Origin of the sequence: Bacillus sp. FSL M7-1020 (assembly GCF_038050415.1) — a bacterium.
Lineage (GTDB): Bacteria > Bacillota > Bacilli > Bacillales > Bacillaceae_G > Bacillus_A > Bacillus_A toyonensis.
On the sequence record NZ_JBBOTW010000001.1, the window covers coordinates 464,669 to 480,752 of the forward strand.

Genomic DNA, 16,084 nt, shown 5'->3' on the forward strand with positions numbered 1-16,084 from the left:
ATTGTCAACGTAAAAAAGTATAATTATTCTATAATAGTGTTAAAAGAAAGCTTTGTTCATAAAGTAGACAAAAAGCGCACTTAAATGTATTTGAGTGCGCTTTTTAAAGTGAAACTTTATTCAGTGAGTATTTTGTTCATATGTCATTGTCCCAATAGGTGTATAGTAGATGCCGTCTTTTGTATCGAATATAAAGTTTGATATATTGCACTTATCTGTCCTGTTTGATCTAGTTGGGGAAGGAGTGGTTTATTTCATTATGAGGTTTTGAATAACATTCCAGCCAAATGTAATATGAATAAAAAATAAGAAGCAAATTCTTAATACTAGAGCATCTCTTTTTACTGAAAATTCCTTTTAGTGTAACAAAGAGGTTAAGTATACTCCAACTACTTTACGGAAGTTTATCAATTATAGACGGTATTTTACAATATCATTACTTTGCGTTTCAATGAGGTGAAAATATAACAAAAAGCCTGATAAAACAACGTTTGCAAGCAAAGTATTTGTAGCCCTTTGTTTTGCTTTTTCGTTATATCATATAGTATAATATTCAAAATCAGTAAGGATTTTTTCCTGAATTCTATGCTGATAAAGGTGGAAAAAATTTTCAGCGTTATAGGTTGATAAAGTTATGTCGTAACAGGAAATATAAGAACAGATATATAAATAAATAAAAAGAAAATAAAAACGAAAATGAGGGGAACTTTATGAGCCAAAATCAATTCGAATGTCGTATTTCAGAAGAAGATGTACAAATGTTAAGAGCGTTAGCGCATCCGTTGCGTCTACGCCTAGTAATGGAACTAATGCAACGTGGAACGTGTAATGTAACACAACTACAGGAAGTATTAGAAATTCCGCAATCAACGGTTTCACAACATTTAACGAAGTTAAAGCAAAATAAGGTAGTGCGCTTTGAGAGACGAGGATTAGAAGTGTATTATCAAATCCATAATGATAAAGTAAGTGCAGTAGTAAAAACATTATTTTCTTAAAATTTGAATATTATGGAAAAAGACGTGTGGAATATACGTCTTTTTTTATTTGTCAGAAAGGTAGCGAGAGAGTAAATATTAACAAGTGAGGAAGAAATGACTATCAATCAACATGCTGCCTTACGGAATATATTCTAAAAGGAAAAGAAAAAATAGAAAGGAGTGTAGTAAGCAAAAGGAGGGATAGTAGTATGGATGTGCAACGTGTGAAACAAATCTTATCTTCTTCAAGTAAAATTGACGTTACATATGAGGGCGTACCAGTATGGATTGAGAGCTGTGATGAGCAGAAGGGGAGTGCCCAAGTGTATGACGTATCTAATCCTGGTGAGAGCGTTCATGTGGACGTGACGGCTTTAGAGGAGAAATAATAAAAAAGACGCTTCTAATTTTAGAAGCGTCTTTTTGTTATTCCATCATATGTGCAATTTTCTTAGAGAACATAAGAAGTACTAATCCTAGTACGATTACGATAACACCTATGCTTGCAAATACTTCTAAATATCCTAAAGATTGAGTGAAAGCAGCTAATTGTCCTGCTAATAAGTTTGCAAAGCCAGTACCAGCTAACCATACACCCATTAATAATGATGCTAATTTAACAGGAGCGATTGCACTTACCATAGATAATCCAATTGGTGATAAGAATAGTTCACCGATTGTGTGGAACATGTAAGTGAATACAATGAATAGTAAGTTTGCTTTCATTGTAATGTTACCTTCATCGCTACCAGTTTTTAGAACAGCTAAAGTTAAAACTAAGTACCCGACTCCTAGTAAAATCATACCAAAAGCCATTTTTGTAGGGATTTTTAAATCACCATTTTTTGTTTTTGAAAGTTTAATCCATAATGCAGAAACTGGTAATGCTAATAAGATAATGAATAATGGGTTTACAGATTGGAACCAAGGTGTTGGAATTGTAAATCCACCAATTGTACGATCTACGAACTTATCTGTGTAAAGTGTTAAAGAACTACCAGCTTGTTCAAATCCTGCCCAGAAGAATACAACGAAACAAGTTAAAATTAAAATTGCAACAGTACGTTTTTTCTCTTGTGGTGTTAAAGGTTTTTTCTCAACAGCTTTTGCATTGTGTTCTTTAGATTTTTTCCCCACAACTGTTGTTCCAGCTGATCCTAAGTAACGAGGTGCTAATAAGTTAAATGCAATCTGCCCAATAATCATACCGATACAAGCTGTTAAGAAACCGTATCTGTAATCTGCGAAGTAACCGCAAATGAATGGAGCGATAAGAGCTCCTAAGTTGATTCCCATGTAGAAGATAGTGAAGGCACTATCACGACGAGAATCGTTGTCGCTATATAATTGACCTAATAAAGTCGAAATATTTGGTTTGAAGAATCCGTTACCGATAACTAATAATCCTAATCCTAAAAATAGTCCAGTTTTCGTATTCATTGAAAATAGTACGAAGTTACCAATCGCCATAATGATACCGCCAATAGTAATGGCGTGTCGTTTCGTAATGAAATGGTCAGTTAACCAGCCACCAATAATAGGTGTGAAATATACAAGCATTGTGAAAATACCGTAAATTTGAACTGCAACTGCTTTATCAAAGCCTAAACCGCCGCTTACTAAGCTCGTTGTTAAATAAAGAACTAATAAGCCACGCATTCCGTAATAACTAAATCTTTCCCATGCTTCTGTAAAGAACAACAAGTATAACCCTGGTGGATGTTTTTTTGGTGATTGTTGCTCTCCAGCTTTGTCTAATTTTAAAGCTGCATCCATTTTTGTTTCCCCCTAATCCTGTATAACGGATATTTATGTAATCATTTTAATTTACAAAATATTTAGAAGTCAATAGAATTATATGGAAATAGAAAGAAAATTTCTGAAAAAGTTCTATTTTCTTCAACCGTTATTGTATTTTGCCCTGAAAACTCGATAATAAGCGTTTTCAAATGTAGTAATTGAATTCTAAACGAATTTAAAATAGTGATTAATCAGAAAATTTAGATTAAAATATTTATTCTGATATAGAGAAAATATATTCTATTTACTTTTATAATATAACATATTGGGAATAAAAATACAAAATGAAATAATGTGACACTTCAGTGAAATGAAAAAACCAGCTCCATAAAAGAGGGGAGCTGGTTAGAATAAATTTATTTAACGAAGCGTTTTTCAATGTCGTCTAGTAGCAAGTTAGCAGCCATTACACCGCCAGCTGTATTCCAAATAACATCGTCAACTTTGTATGCTTTTCCGTTCTTTACTGCATTTAAGTTTTTAAATAGAGGATCGTTTATATATTCTTTTTCTAGTTCAGAACCTTTTTTCTCATTGCCTTTATCGAATGTGAAGTAGAATAATACATCGCCATCCATTGCCGAAATACGTTCTTTAGATACGTTACGCTCTGCAAAATCATCTTTATTTTGATCACCAGGACGTTTAAATCCAAGTTCTTTTAAAATAACACCAGAGAATGTATCACCGTGATAAATACGAACATCACCAGGCATAAAGCGTACCATAGAAATTTCTTGATTTACTTTATCACCAAGTTTGCCTTTTAAATCTTTCATACGTGTTTCGTAATCAGCTAAAACCTTTTGGCCTTCTTTTTCTTTATTTAATGCTTTTGCATAAAATTTGAAGTTATCTTTCCATTCACCACGTAATGTTTCTGAGAACACAGTAGGTGCAATTGCTTTTAGTTGTTCGTACACTTTTTCGTGGCGCATTTTGTTACCAATAATTAAGTCTGGTTTTAAAGAAGCAATTGTTTCAACGTTAACTTGTCCTTCATCACCAACAACTTTTACATCTTTCATTTTATCCTTAATATGTGGATACCATGGGTCACCAGTCCAAGACTTTACAGCACCAACTGGTTTCACACCTAATTCAAGTAAAGCTTCAGTTCCTTCATTTGTTAAGATAACTACACGTTTTGGATTAGCGGGAACTTCTGTTTTACCCATTGCATGTTCTACAGTAACCACTTCTTTTTTATTATCTTCTTTTGTAGATTCTTCTTTGTTATTTGATTTTCCACAAGCACTTAAAAGCATTGAAAATACTAGTAAAAATACAAATAATGTAAACGATTTCTTCCGCATGAAATTCATTATGTACCCCCTACATGTTGAGAATATTTTTCAATAGCAAGCATGATATTAAGCCTTTATCTTTTGATTGTCAATACATATGGATGAAAATAATTCTCATTTCCGTTGACAATGAGAATTAAGTTGAAATACACTAACAACGTATCATTATACATTGAAGGGGAAACGCTGCATGTTATTAAAAACAAATCGAGCAAAATGGATTGGATTATTTGTTGGAATCATTGCAGTCGTTATTTGTATTTGGGGAAGTATTATTTTTGGATATACAAATACGAGTTGGAAACTAGCATTGGATGCTTTTTTCCATTTTAATGGTTCCAATGAACATATTATTATTCAAAATGTACGTCTGCCTAGGGCGTTAATCGCAGCTAGTGTTGGTGCTAGTTTAGCCATTGCAGGCTGTCTTATGCAAACTTTAACTAAGAATCCACTTGCTTCACCAGATTTTATTGGATTAAATTCAGGCGCTGCGTTCTTCATAGTTGTAGCAATTGTTATCTTTTCTGTGACGTCATTATCGGCTTTCACGTGGATTGCCTTTTTAGGAGCGGCAATTGCAGCTGTACTTGTATTTGCTTCTAGTTCTTTAGGAAAAGAAGGGACGACTCCTCTTAAGTTAACATTAGCAGGTGTCGCGATAAGTGCTTTATTTTCATCATTAACACAAGGGTTGCTTGTTTTAAATGAAAAGGCAATGGAAGAAGTATTGTTTTGGCTTGCCGGATCTGTACAAGGAAGAAAAATAGAAATTTTACTATCTGTATTCCCGTATTTATTAGTAGGATGGATTGCATCTCTTATGATGGCAGGAAAAGTAAATACATTGATGATGGGAGAAGATGTTGCAAAAGGTCTCGGACAACGAACAATTTTAATGAAATCATTCGTACTACTCATTATTGTATTGTTGTCGGGTGGTTCAGTTGCGGTTGCTGGCCCAATAGGATTTATAGGAATTGTAACTCCGCATTTTGCCAGATTTCTTGTTGGAGTTGACCACAGATGGAGAGTGCCATATAGCGGATTGTTAGGTGCAATACTATTAATCTTAGCGGATATAGCCGCAAGATATGTCATTATGCCACAAGAAGTACCAGTAGGGGTTATGACAGCATTTATCGGGGCCCCATTCTTTATTTATATTGCACGTAAGAGAGGGCTTAGCAAATGAAGAAGTATATCCCGTTTCGTATAGGAAAAGATGGATTCTCGTTTTTAATGTATAAACGAGCTAGTCTCGTCTTGGTGAGTTTATTAGTAATTTTAATAGGATTATTTTTTGCAAGTGCAGGTATGGGAGATATGAAGGTTGCTCCTTATGACGTATGGCAAGCGATTACTGGAAATGGCGATGCGATGTCAAATATGGTTGTAAATAAGTTTCGTATGCCGCGTATTTTAATTGCGATCCTTGTAGGAATTGCACTTGCTGTAGCAGGTTGTATTTTACAAGGGCTCGTTAGAAATCCGCTTGCTTCCCCTGATATCATTGGAATTACAGGTGGTGCAAGCGTAGCAGTTGTACTCTTTTTAGCTATATTTAGTGATAAAAACAATGCGTTAACAGTAAGCATTCATTATATGCCGCTCGCAGCTTTTGCTGGAGCGACGATTGTAGCGCTTTTTGTATATTTATTTGCATGGAAAAATGATGGCTTATCACCGATTAGTCTTGTTTTAATTGGTGTTGGATTTTGGGCGTTAACGAAAGCGGCAACAACGTTATTTATGTTATTAGCACCAATTTATCAAGCGAGCCAAGCAAATGTATGGATTACAGGTACTGTTTACGGCTCTTCATGGCAAAATGTGATGGTACTTGCGCCTTGGGTTCTCATTTTAACGGTAATATCCTTTATCGCTGCTAGACATTTAAATGCACAAGAGCTAGGGGATGATATAGCGGTAGGACTTGGTGTTCCTTTAACGAAGTCGCGTGTATTTATGTTATTACTTAGTACAGCTTTAATTGGTGGGGCGGTTGCCTTTGCCGGAGGGATTGGGTTTGTTGGTTTAATGGCACCTCATATTTCGCGAAGATTAGTTGGTTCTTTATACGGTGCATTACTCCCAGTTGCAGCTATTGTCGGTGCAATTTTAGTACTCGCTGCGGATTTAATTGGGCGCACAATTTTCACACCACTTGAAATTCCAGCAGGGGTATTTACATCAGCAATTGGTGCACCTTATTTTATTTATTTACTTTATAAAAGTCGGAATTCATAAAGGGAGATGAATATGCAAAAAGCATTGGAGACAAAACGTTTGACGCTGTCCTATGGTGAAACAATTATTATCGATGAGTTGGATTTAGAAATTCCAAAAGGTGAAATTACAATCTTCATCGGTTCTAACGGTTGTGGAAAATCAACTTTATTACGTTCACTAGCTAGATTATTAAAGCCAACAAATGGTGATATTTTGTTAGATAATCAAGCGTTACAAAGTATGCAAACGAAGCAAATTGCTCGTCAAATGGCAATCTTACCGCAAGGACCCCAAGCACCAGAAGGGCTTACAGTATTGCAACTTGTAAAGCAAGGACGTTATCCATATCAAACTTGGTTAAAGCAATGGTCAGAAAAAGACGAGGAAATGGTACAGAAGGCACTTGCAGCAACAGGTATGACAGAATTTGCTGAGCGGGATGTGCATGCTCTTTCAGGTGGGCAACGTCAACGTGCTTGGATTGCAATGACGCTTGCACAAGATACAGACATTATTTTACTGGATGAGCCAACTACATATTTAGATATGACTCACCAAATTGAAGTGCTAGATTTATTATTCGAATTAAATGAAACAGAGCAACGAACAATTGTTATGGTATTACACGATTTGAATTTGGCATGCCGTTATGCAGACAACATTGTAGCTATTCAAGATAAACGAATATATGCACAAGGTAAACCAGAAGAAGTTATTGACCAGAAGTTAGTTCGGGATGTATTCCGTATGGAGTGTCAAATCAGTACGGATCCGTTGTTTGGAACACCACTATGTATCCCGCACGGAAGAGGAAGACGATTAGTTAAAGAAGTTGCTCAAGCAATGAGATAACGAAAAAAGACGATGGGGATTCATCGTCTTTTTATTTTTTGCAAGAAAATAATAGAAAGAGGGGAATTCGTAAACGTCGTTCATATTCCTCTTCACTTTGAAAATAGGTTTGATTTGGTGTAGCTTCTTTTAGATTTATAATGGTAAATCCGGCTTGCTGTAATAATGTGAAATACTCTTCCGTTGTACGATGATATTTAATAACTTCTTGGTCAATCCATGGTTCAACCCGTTTGCCTAGTTTAAAATAATCATCGACGAACCAGCTCGTTCTTTTACCACTCGTTTGCAAGCTTTCAAATGAAGAGGTAATAACAGGATGTTGAACGCTAAAGATGAAGGTTCCATTTGTTTTTAAAGTTTTGTACACATTTTGAAAAATGATATGAAGATGTTCAATATAATGTAAAGCGAGTCTAGATGTGACTAAATCAAAAGTGGATGGGGAGTATGTATAATCTTTGAGGTTTATCAAATGAACAGATCCATTTTTATTTTCTAGTTGTTTTTTAGCTTTTTCATACATAAGCTGAGAGCCTTCAATGCCAGTGTAAGAGTGGCATCCGTTTTCTAATAATTCCTCGCCAAACTTAGCATCGCCACAACCTAAATCGAGAATTTGTTTTCCTTTTACATCACCAATGAGTTGAAAGAATGCTGGCTTTTCAATGGATTCATTGGGGCTATTTTCGCGGTATCTTCGTTTCATATATTGCTCAAAAAACGCTTCGTTATTATATACATCAGATTCTGTAAATGCCATGTTTGAAGCCTCCCTAAATATTTTTTTAATTCTATCAAATATGGAATGTAAATGATAGATTTCTTGTAATGAATCATATATAATTAAAATTTGTAAGCGGTTTCTTTAAACTATTTTTCTATAATAAATTCTGAAAACGTGTTAAGCTAGTAGAGGGATTATTAGAACTATTAAGACAATAATCCGCTTACATGAACGATGGGAGGCTTCACGATGTCTAGTAAAACACTTGCGAAATTTTTAGAAGAAAATTTAGAGGATTTAAAATCAAAGGGGCTTTATAACGTAATTGATCCGCTTGAAAGTCCAAATGGACCGATTATTACAATTGGCGGCAAAGAATATATTAACTTATCTTCAAACAACTATCTTGGATTAGCGACTGATAATCGCTTACAAGAAGCAGCGATTGGTGCAATTCATAAGTACGGTGTTGGAGCAGGAGCTGTTCGTACAATTAACGGTACTTTAGATTTGCATATTAAATTAGAAGAAACAATTGCAAAGTTTAAACATACAGAAGCAGCAATTGCTTATCAATCAGGATTTAATTGTAATATGGCAGCGATTTCAGCTGTTATGGATAAAAATGATGCAATTCTTTCAGATGAATTAAATCATGCATCTATTATTGATGGTAGTCGTCTATCAAGAGCGAAAATCATCGTTTATAAACATTCTGATATGGAAGATTTACGCCAAAAAGCAATCGCGGCGAAAGAATCAGGTCTTTACAATAAATTAATGGTTATTACAGACGGTGTTTTCTCAATGGATGGAGATATTGCAAAATTACCAGAAATTGTTGAGATTGCAGAAGAGCTAGATTTAATGACATATGTAGATGATGCACATGGTTCAGGGGTACTTGGAAAAGGTGCAGGTACTGTGAAGCACTTCGGTCTTTCTGATAGAGTTGATTTCCAAATTGGTACATTATCAAAAGCAATTGGGGTAATTGGTGGATATGTAGCAGGGAAACAAAACTTAATTGATTGGTTAAAAGTTCGTTCACGTCCATTCTTATTCTCTACAGCATTAACACCAGCTGATGCAGCAGCTTGCATGAGATCAATTGAAATCTTAATGGAAAGCACAGAGTTACACGATCGTTTATGGGAAAATGGTCGCTATTTAAAACAAGGGTTAAAAGAACTTGGCTTTAACATCGGAGAAAGTGAAACGCCAATTACACCTTGTATTATTGGTGATGAAGTATTAACACAAGAATTTAGTAGACGTCTAAATGAAGAAGGCGTATACGCAAAATCTATCGTGTTCCCAACTGTAGCTAAAGGAACAGGACGCGTTCGTAATATGCCTACAGCAGCTCATACGAAGGAAATGCTAGATGAAGCAATTCTTAAATATGAAAAAGTAGGGAAAGAAATGGGCATCATTTAAGTAACGACATCTTTTGAATAGCTTGCAAATGAGGAGTGGGGAAAATGAAAAAAATTCTAGTAACCGGTTCTTTAGGGCAAATTGGTTCTGAACTAGTAATGAAACTTCGTGATGTATACGGCGCATCAAACGTTATTGCAACAGATATTCGTGAAACAGATAGTGAAGTAGTAACGTCTGGTCCATTTGAAACGTTAGATGTAACAGATGGGCAAAAACTACATGATATTGCAAAGCGTAATGAAGTAGATACAATTATTCATTTAGCAGCTTTACTTTCAGCAACAGCAGAAAAAAATCCGTTATTTGCTTGGAATTTAAATATGGGTGGACTTGTAAATGCATTAGAAGCAGCTCGTGAATTAAACTGTAAGTTTTTCACGCCAAGTTCTATCGGTGCATTCGGTCCATCAACGCCGAAAGATAATACGCCACAAGATACAATTCAGCGTCCTACTACGATGTATGGGGTAAACAAAGTAGCAGGAGAACTACTATGTGATTATTATCATCAAAAGTTTGGCGTTGATACGCGCGGTGTACGTTTCCCAGGCTTAATTTCTTACGTAGCTCCTCCAGGAGGCGGAACAACTGACTATGCAGTTGAAATTTATTATGAGGCGATTAAAAAAGGTGCATACACCTCATACATTGCTGAAGGAACGTACATGGATATGATGTATATGCCAGATGCTTTACAAGCGATCATTTCATTAATGGAAGCTGATTCAAGTAAGCTAGTGCATAGAAATGCGTTCAACATTACAGCAATGAGCTTCGAGCCAGAGCAAATTGCAGCATCAATTCGTAAACACATTCCGACGTTTACAATGGATTACGCAGTAGATCCAGCTCGTCAAACAATCGCTGATAGCTGGCCAAACTCTATTGATGCAACAGCAGCAATGAAAGAGTGGGGCTTTAAAGCAGAATACGATTTAGACAAAATGACAACGGACATGTTGGCTAAGTTAAAAAAAAAGCTCACAGCTGAGTTAGTGATGAATTAATAGGAAGGGTCGATTCTTAGGAATCGGCTCTTCATTCTTTTTGAGAGGGGGAAAATAACATGCAAAGAGTTGATGTCGTATATGCACTAATACATGACGAAGAAACAGATAAAATATTAATGGTACATAATGTAGAACAAAACGTTTGGTCATTGCCAGGCGGGGCTGTTGAAAAGGGTGAAACGTTAGAGGAAGCTCTAGTAAAGGAAGTAAAAGAAGAGACAGGTTTAACTGCTATGGCAGGTGGACTTGTTGCAATCAATGAAAAATTCTTTGAAGAATCCGGGAATCATGCACTACTTTTTACATTTCGAGCGAAAGTACTAACGGGCGAGCTACATGCAGAAGATGAGGGAGAAATTTCTGCGATAGAGTGGGTGGAGCGAACAATCGCAAATGAACGATTCCCATTCTACGATGGAGGATTCGAGTCATTGTTAGAAGTAGCCATTCCATACAAGTTTCAACCAGAAACAAAGTAATTGAACGAAAAAAAGGAGCCAAAAGGCTCCTTTTTTCTATTCAATCGTCTTCAGTAATAGCTTTTTCAGTAGTGGTTTAATCTTCAATCTTAAATCTTCAGCATGATTTGCAACTAAGAAGTGATGATTATAAATGTTTTTCATTAATTGATAAGTCGCTTCTTTCGCTTCGCCTTCTTCGATGAAGATACCGATTACTTCCATACCACTTTTACGAGCGAGTTTCACAGCTTCATGCGTATCTAAAATTCCGTCTTGTTGATAGTCTAGGGCAGAAGGTTCACCGTCTGTGAAGACTAATAGAAATTTATGTTTTTCTGGTCTTTTCGCAAGCTTTTCAGAAACGATACGAATAATATATCCGTCGCGGTTATCTTCTTCTTCACGAAGCTGCATAATTTCTGGACCAACGTTTGGTAACGTTGAGTTTTTGTAATTTACAACCTCATGGATAACGTTCGGTTTATCTTCAGGTTTAGCACTAGAAGCATCTTCCCAAAATCCGCTAATAGCGTGCGGGATCTTTAAAGATTTCAACGCTTCATGGAATAAGACAACACTCTTCTTCGTTTCTTCCATTTTGTTATACATAGAACCAGAACAATCCACTAATAGTTGGAATGCAACGTCGAGCTCTTGCGATTCTTGTCCTTTTTTATAAAACATGCGCGGCTGCTTTTCAGTATAAATACGAAGGAATTTCTTCCGAAGTCTTCCGTAGTATTTATCACTATTTGCATTCGTTTTATTTTCAATCGTTTTTTCGATAATTTTCTTTAATTCTTTTACATCTTTATTAACGACTGATTTGATAGCTTGGTAATCTTTTTTCTCGTCAGGATTTGATTTGCGAGCTTCTTTAAATGTATGAGAGGCACCTACATTATACTTACCATATGCACCCTCGCTTTGGCTAGAAGCGTGTGAAGCTCTTGCTTCTTCTGTATCAGCACCATCAAAGTTGGATTGTGTACTTTTTTGAGAAGTACCTTGTACAGAACCAAGTGCTTGATCGCCATCTTCTGATTCACGAGCAGTATCACCCATCATGTTTGTTTTTGTTCCGCTTTCTAATTCAAAGCGTAAAAAGTTCTCGTTTTCGTTATTTTTATTTTCACGATGCCATGTGGAGAAGCTTTCATCCATTTTGTTTTTATTGTCATCGTCATCTATGAGCTGCGTATCATCATTTGCTAAATCTTCAACGCGGCAGTTCTTTTCATCTGCAATGACAGATAAATAAAGCGGAGCATGTCCGAAATAATTGTTAAGCATATCATTTTCAAGAAGCTCCTCTAAGCGGTAGCGAATTTTCTCAACGATATACATAATATCTTCGGTATTATGGGCTTGGAATGTCTCATGCAAAATTACTTCAATTTGCTCGAAATATTCATTAGTAAACATTTCATATTTATCGCTCGTTAATGAAAGGTAACATAGACAAAATAGACGATCACCGTGATAGTTACGAACGCGGTTTATTTCATTTTGTGAGCCGAAGTAATTGCGGTACATTTCTTTTCGGCGTTTAAAAATATGTTTCGTGCCAGGTCGTAAGTTTTTTACGATTTCCTCGACACGTAAATCTTCTAATAGAACAAATAATTGTGTTAAGAACTTCTTTAGGGGCGATTCTTGTAATTCAATCGCGTAAGAACGAATTAAAGCCATGTCCGAGTAATGTTTATTACCAAGTGCTTTTAAGAACACTTCGCTTTTTAATCCGATTACTGTATCTTCTTCTTTTCGATCATCCCAAAAGTGACTAATGACAACCTTTTTTTCAATTTCGTCGTAGTATGCTTTATAGCCATATTCAAGATAGGCATCGTCTTCTTTTAGAAGGGCATACATTAAGTTTTCCATTTGTAGAAACAGCGACGCATCAATTTTTTTGTCACTAAAAATTTGTCTCATGAATTATCCCTCAAAGAAATAACTTTCTGCTAATTCACGGACAGTCATTTGTTCTGTTTCATCATTTAATTTCGCAATAATGCTTCGCTCAATAGCGCGCATAACAGGAATATATACACCTAAATCGCATGCGTCGATAATACCACGAATACTTGCTGCTTCTTCACTTACACGCCCATCACGAGCTAAAGGCATAAGGTCGCTTGCAAATGCAACGAACTTTTCAATTGTTGCAACATCATTTAATTTTGATTCAGATAGTAATAGTTCTTTTAATGTGTCACCTTGAATATAAGGAACTTCAATAATAACAAAACGGTTTTTTAATGCTTCGTTTAGTTCACTTGTCCCAACATAACCTTCGTTAATCGCAGCAATTACGCGATATTCGTCATCACCGTATACAACTTCTTGTGTAAATGGGTTTGTAATCATTTTACGGTAATCTAGTGCACCGTGAAGAAGTGGTAACGTTTCAGGTTTTGCCATATTGATTTCATCAATATATAGGAAGTGACCGTTCTTCATTGCTTTCATAAGAGGACCGTTAACGAACGTAACTTCAGATGCTCCGTCTTTCGTTTGTAATGTGTTGTATCCTAAAATACCTTCCACATCTAAATCGACAGAACAGTTAATGCTATGCATTGGTTTTTGGAATAAAGAAGAAAGAGTTTCCGCTAGTACCGTTTTACCACTACCAGTTGGTCCTTTTAATAGAATATTTTTGCCAAGAAGAAGTGCCGTAATAGCATCTTCGATAATGCTGTTATCAGATGCTTTATATATTTTAGTACCGATTAAATGAGCATTTTCACCAGCTTCTTGTTTATTCTTTTCATGAATTGTAGAAAGCTGCTGTTTTAAATCAGAATGTATATGAAATTGTTCTAACATGTATTTCCCACCTAACATTATTTTCATAAAGTAATACATCTTATGATAACTTGTTTTAATATGGTATGCAAAGAAAAGGAGAAGGGGGAAATATAAAAGAAAAAGCAATCAATATCACATTGATTGCTTATAGTAAAGGAGAAATCAGTCGCATAAAGGACTCTAATATTCTTTTTTTGATACTTCTTTTTTGGAATGAGTTCCATTTAATTTCAGTAGAGTGTTTAAAGTCTTCTTCAAAATCGCGTTTAATATCATGAACGGTTTCTGATTCATAGAGTACGCTAATAATTTCATAATTTAATTCAAAGCTACGTACATCCATATTTGCTGTTCCGATTGTTGCAATTTTATCGTCAACGAGTACAATCTTTGCGTGCATAAATCCATCTTTATAACTGTAAATAGAAGCACCGGCTTTTAAAAGTGGAGTGAAATAGGATTGAGATGCTTGATCGCTAATAATACTATCACTCTTACCAGGATATAAAATGCGTACATCTATGCCAGATATTGCACTTAAGCGTAATAATGTTAAAGTTTCTTGATCCGGAATAAAGTATGGTGTAGCGATCCAAATAGATTTTTTGGCTGAGCCCATAACAGCTAGTAATGTATTACGAATACTTTTATCATCTGAGCTTGGTCCACTTGCTACGATTTGCACCGCACCTGTTGCATCCAGAATTTCTTTTCCTGGGAAGTATTGTCTATTCATAAATTGATCCCAAGAATAAGTATTCAATCCACTAGACGCATAAAGCCAATCTTCTAGAAAGATGGCTTGTAATTTATACAATGCTTTTCCTTCTATTTTTAAATGACTATCACGCCAAACAGGGAATTTTTTTGAGCGACCAAGATATTCATCACCTACGTTAAGCCCTCCGGTAAAACCAATTTCTCCATCTACAATGACGATTTTACGATGATTACGATAATTAACTGTCTCCAGTAACCAAGCTGAAAAAATAGGGTCAAATTCGACAATTTCAATTCCAGCTTTTTTCATAGGTTGTAAAAATCGTCGTCTTAACGTATTACTTCCGAGTCCATCATAAAGGAAGCGTACAATAACACCCTCGTTTGCCTTTTGTATTAAAGCATCTCGTACTTTTGTACCAATCTCATCAGATTTATAAATATAGTATTGAATATGTATGTGATGTTTTGCATTCTCGATTGCTTGCAAAATTTCTGAAAAGGTTTGATCGCCGTTTGTTAAAAGTTTTGTCGTTGTTCTATCTGCGGCAGGCCCGCCTCCAAATTTTTGTACGACTTCTGTTAAATGTATGGAACGTTCATGTAATGGGACTGTGAGTGATAATTCTAGTCGTCTTCCTTCTAATATTTCGCGGAATAATTTTCTTTGTTCTTCTGAACGATGGAGATGTTTTTTTCTTCTCCAACGGCTACGCCCGAAAATAGAGTATAAAAGTACACCTACAACGGGAAGAAGTGCTAATACTAAAAACCAAGCTAAAGTACTTTGGGGAGATCTATTTTCTATAAAAATAACGAATGAAATTCCTACGATTGTGATGGACCATAGAGCACCGACAAACGTATATAACGAAATAACCGATGTATTTAATAGGAAAAGAACGATAGATACGATTGTAAATATTAATAATAATTGAACGATAGGTTTCTTCATTTCTATATAATTCCTCTAATCTTTCTTAAATATAGACTTCTTAAATAGAAGATATAATCTGACATCCTTATTATAAAGTGTTTTGTTTTTTTTACAAAATATAGACATTTGTCCTATACTTTCCGCATTTGTCCTACATACAGTATATTGTTACGTTGTTATCCCATTATTTGCTGGGTAGTAAAAATCCCATCTCAAAATTCGATGAGTGCAAGGAAGTTAGGCGGGAAATGATTGTCCATAAATGCCCGATTGATTTGGGCTAATAATCAGTGGGGGAGGGACAAAGCCCGCGCCGATTAAAATTTCACTTTATATAGCAAAAGGGATGAATAAAATGTATGGTCGTCCAATTGGAGGATTTGGTTATCCATATTACTCGAATTATGCTTATTATCCAGATTACCAACAAGATCCGTATTATTCATACAATATTAAAGTGAGGAAATTGAAAGGGAGAGGTGAATAATGAATTATATAGAAAATAACGGAGTGTATTATCGCAATCATCATGGAGGACACCATCATAATGGAGGACACAACCATTATGATCATCACCATCATCATCACGGTGGTGGATGGGGCTGGGGTGGAGGCGGCTCATGGGGAGGCGGAGTTTTCCCAGGAAGTTTTGCGGGAGGTATGTTAGGTGGGCTTACAGCAGGTGCATTAACGGGTGCAGCAAGTGGAGGTTATTATCCAGCACCGTACCCAGTAACATATCCAGCACCATATCCAGTTCCATACCCAGGTTATCAGCAAATACCATATCAGTATTAA

General features: G+C 35.7%; 16 protein-coding genes. 10 read left to right on the plus strand and 6 right to left on the minus strand.

Annotated elements, in window-relative coordinates:
• The first annotated feature begins 710 nt into the window (after positions 1-710).
• Together MHB70_RS02270 and MHB70_RS02275 are read left to right on the plus strand one after the other, a co-directional pair.
• Complete coding sequence (locus MHB70_RS02270; RefSeq protein ID WP_000081428.1) at positions 711-998, plus strand: ArsR/SmtB family transcription factor; 288 nt, start codon at positions 711-713, stop codon at positions 996-998.
• A 191-nt stretch (positions 999-1,189) separates the two neighbouring features.
• On the plus strand, positions 1,190-1,369 hold the full coding sequence (locus tag MHB70_RS02275) for an acid-soluble spore protein H (protein ID WP_000383122.1): 180 nt from the start codon (positions 1,190-1,192) through the stop codon (positions 1,367-1,369).
• Positions 1,370-1,406: 37 nt separating this feature from the next.
• Here the strand turns inward: MHB70_RS02275 and MHB70_RS02280 are convergent, their stop codons facing one another.
• Both MHB70_RS02280 and MHB70_RS02285 read right to left on the minus strand, forming a co-directional pair.
• Complete coding sequence (locus MHB70_RS02280; RefSeq protein WP_000338301.1) at positions 1,407-2,756, minus strand: peptide MFS transporter; 1,350 nt, start codon at positions 2,754-2,756, stop codon at positions 1,407-1,409.
• Positions 2,757-3,136: 380 nt separating this feature from the next.
• Positions 3,137-4,105 (minus strand): ABC transporter substrate-binding protein, encoded by a 969-nt coding sequence (locus MHB70_RS02285; protein ID WP_001010251.1) that lies wholly within the window; start codon positions 4,103-4,105, stop codon positions 3,137-3,139.
• A 172-nt stretch (positions 4,106-4,277) separates the two neighbouring features.
• On the opposite strand from MHB70_RS02285, the gene MHB70_RS02290 reads away from it, so the two are divergent.
• Genes MHB70_RS02290 through MHB70_RS02300 form a run of 3 tightly spaced genes read left to right on the plus strand, consistent with a single transcriptional unit; the run spans position 4,278 to position 7,171 of the window.
• Positions 4,278-5,282 carry a FecCD family ABC transporter permease gene (locus MHB70_RS02290; protein WP_000925227.1) on the plus strand — a complete coding sequence of 335 codons (1,005 nt, stop codon included), beginning with the start codon at positions 4,278-4,280 and terminating at the stop codon, positions 5,280-5,282.
• The gene (locus MHB70_RS02295) at positions 5,279-6,337 is read left to right on the plus strand and encodes a FecCD family ABC transporter permease (RefSeq protein ID WP_000760042.1); all 1,059 of its coding nucleotides are present in this window, start codon (positions 5,279-5,281) and stop codon (positions 6,335-6,337) included. Before MHB70_RS02290 ends, MHB70_RS02295 begins: the two co-directional genes overlap by 4 nt.
• Positions 6,338-6,349: 12 nt before the next feature.
• Positions 6,350-7,171, plus strand: coding sequence for an ABC transporter ATP-binding protein (locus tag MHB70_RS02300; protein WP_001167946.1), 822 nt, complete (start codon positions 6,350-6,352; stop codon positions 7,169-7,171).
• A gap of 31 nt (positions 7,172-7,202) precedes the next feature.
• Here the strand turns inward: MHB70_RS02300 and MHB70_RS02305 are convergent, their stop codons facing one another.
• Positions 7,203-7,934 carry a class I SAM-dependent methyltransferase gene (locus MHB70_RS02305; RefSeq protein ID WP_000885937.1) on the minus strand — a complete coding sequence of 244 codons (732 nt, stop codon included), beginning with the start codon at positions 7,932-7,934 and terminating at the stop codon, positions 7,203-7,205.
• A 213-nt stretch (positions 7,935-8,147) separates the two neighbouring features.
• Here MHB70_RS02305 and MHB70_RS02310 point away from each other — a divergent pair, with 213 nt between their 5' ends.
• Genes MHB70_RS02310 through MHB70_RS02320 form a run of 3 tightly spaced genes read left to right on the plus strand, consistent with a single transcriptional unit; the run spans position 8,148 to position 10,830 of the window.
• On the plus strand, positions 8,148-9,338 hold the full coding sequence (locus MHB70_RS02310; RefSeq protein ID WP_000095899.1) for a glycine C-acetyltransferase: 1,191 nt from the start codon (positions 8,148-8,150) through the stop codon (positions 9,336-9,338).
• Positions 9,339-9,382: 44 nt separating this feature from the next.
• Positions 9,383-10,348 (plus strand): L-threonine 3-dehydrogenase, encoded by a 966-nt coding sequence (locus MHB70_RS02315; RefSeq protein ID WP_000723133.1) that lies wholly within the window; start codon positions 9,383-9,385, stop codon positions 10,346-10,348.
• 59 nt (positions 10,349-10,407) lie between these two features.
• The gene (locus MHB70_RS02320) at positions 10,408-10,830 is read left to right on the plus strand and encodes an NUDIX hydrolase (protein ID WP_001189948.1); all 423 of its coding nucleotides are present in this window, start codon (positions 10,408-10,410) and stop codon (positions 10,828-10,830) included.
• 36 nt (positions 10,831-10,866) lie between these two features.
• On the opposite strand, the gene MHB70_RS02325 is transcribed toward MHB70_RS02320, so the two are convergent.
• From MHB70_RS02325 to MHB70_RS02335, 3 genes are all read right to left on the minus strand, one after another.
• Entirely contained in the window at positions 10,867-12,750 is a 1,884-nt protein-coding gene (locus tag MHB70_RS02325; RefSeq protein ID WP_001248838.1) for a vWA domain-containing protein, read from the minus strand.
• A 3-nt stretch (positions 12,751-12,753) separates the two neighbouring features.
• Positions 12,754-13,647 (minus strand): ATP-binding protein, encoded by an 894-nt coding sequence (locus tag MHB70_RS02330; protein ID WP_000892990.1) that lies wholly within the window; start codon positions 13,645-13,647, stop codon positions 12,754-12,756.
• Positions 13,648-13,774: 127 nt separating this feature from the next.
• On the minus strand, positions 13,775-15,304 hold the full coding sequence (locus MHB70_RS02335; protein WP_000743022.1) for a cardiolipin synthase: 1,530 nt from the start codon (positions 15,302-15,304) through the stop codon (positions 13,775-13,777).
• Positions 15,305-15,641: 337 nt separating this feature from the next.
• Here MHB70_RS02335 and MHB70_RS02340 point away from each other — a divergent pair, with 337 nt between their 5' ends.
• Both MHB70_RS02340 and MHB70_RS02345 read left to right on the plus strand, forming a co-directional pair.
• The gene (locus tag MHB70_RS02340) at positions 15,642-15,773 is read left to right on the plus strand and encodes a hypothetical protein (protein ID WP_000274356.1); all 132 of its coding nucleotides are present in this window, start codon (positions 15,642-15,644) and stop codon (positions 15,771-15,773) included.
• Positions 15,773-16,084, plus strand: coding sequence for a hypothetical protein (locus tag MHB70_RS02345; protein WP_061530689.1), 312 nt, complete (start codon positions 15,773-15,775; stop codon positions 16,082-16,084). The genes MHB70_RS02340 and MHB70_RS02345 overlap by 1 nt, the downstream gene beginning before the upstream one ends.

What these genes read in the sequence shown, in the direction of transcription:
- MHB70_RS02270 (WP_000081428.1), top strand. Translation starts at nt 711, where the DNA reads ATGAGCCAAAATCAATTCGAATGTCGTATTTCAGAAGAAGATGTACAA.
- MHB70_RS02275 (WP_000383122.1), top strand. Translation starts at nt 1,190, where the DNA reads ATGGATGTGCAACGTGTGAAACAAATCTTATCTTCTTCAAGTAAAATT.
- MHB70_RS02280 (WP_000338301.1), bottom strand. Translation starts at nt 2,756, where the DNA reads ATGGATGCAGCTTTAAAATTAGACAAAGCTGGAGAGCAACAATCACCA.
- MHB70_RS02285 (WP_001010251.1), bottom strand. Translation starts at nt 4,105, where the DNA reads ATGAATTTCATGCGGAAGAAATCGTTTACATTATTTGTATTTTTACTA.
- MHB70_RS02290 (WP_000925227.1), top strand. Translation starts at nt 4,278, where the DNA reads ATGTTATTAAAAACAAATCGAGCAAAATGGATTGGATTATTTGTTGGA.
- MHB70_RS02295 (WP_000760042.1), top strand. Translation starts at nt 5,279, where the DNA reads ATGAAGAAGTATATCCCGTTTCGTATAGGAAAAGATGGATTCTCGTTT.
- MHB70_RS02300 (WP_001167946.1), top strand. Translation starts at nt 6,350, where the DNA reads ATGCAAAAAGCATTGGAGACAAAACGTTTGACGCTGTCCTATGGTGAA.
- MHB70_RS02305 (WP_000885937.1), bottom strand. Translation starts at nt 7,934, where the DNA reads ATGGCATTTACAGAATCTGATGTATATAATAACGAAGCGTTTTTTGAG.
- MHB70_RS02310 (WP_000095899.1), top strand. Translation starts at nt 8,148, where the DNA reads ATGTCTAGTAAAACACTTGCGAAATTTTTAGAAGAAAATTTAGAGGAT.
- MHB70_RS02315 (WP_000723133.1), top strand. Translation starts at nt 9,383, where the DNA reads ATGAAAAAAATTCTAGTAACCGGTTCTTTAGGGCAAATTGGTTCTGAA.
- MHB70_RS02320 (WP_001189948.1), top strand. Translation starts at nt 10,408, where the DNA reads ATGCAAAGAGTTGATGTCGTATATGCACTAATACATGACGAAGAAACA.
- MHB70_RS02325 (WP_001248838.1), bottom strand. Translation starts at nt 12,750, where the DNA reads ATGAGACAAATTTTTAGTGACAAAAAAATTGATGCGTCGCTGTTTCTA.
- MHB70_RS02330 (WP_000892990.1), bottom strand. Translation starts at nt 13,647, where the DNA reads ATGTTAGAACAATTTCATATACATTCTGATTTAAAACAGCAGCTTTCT.
- MHB70_RS02335 (WP_000743022.1), bottom strand. Translation starts at nt 15,304, where the DNA reads ATGAAGAAACCTATCGTTCAATTATTATTAATATTTACAATCGTATCT.
- MHB70_RS02340 (WP_000274356.1), top strand. Translation starts at nt 15,642, where the DNA reads ATGTATGGTCGTCCAATTGGAGGATTTGGTTATCCATATTACTCGAAT.
- MHB70_RS02345 (WP_061530689.1), top strand. Translation starts at nt 15,773, where the DNA reads ATGAATTATATAGAAAATAACGGAGTGTATTATCGCAATCATCATGGA.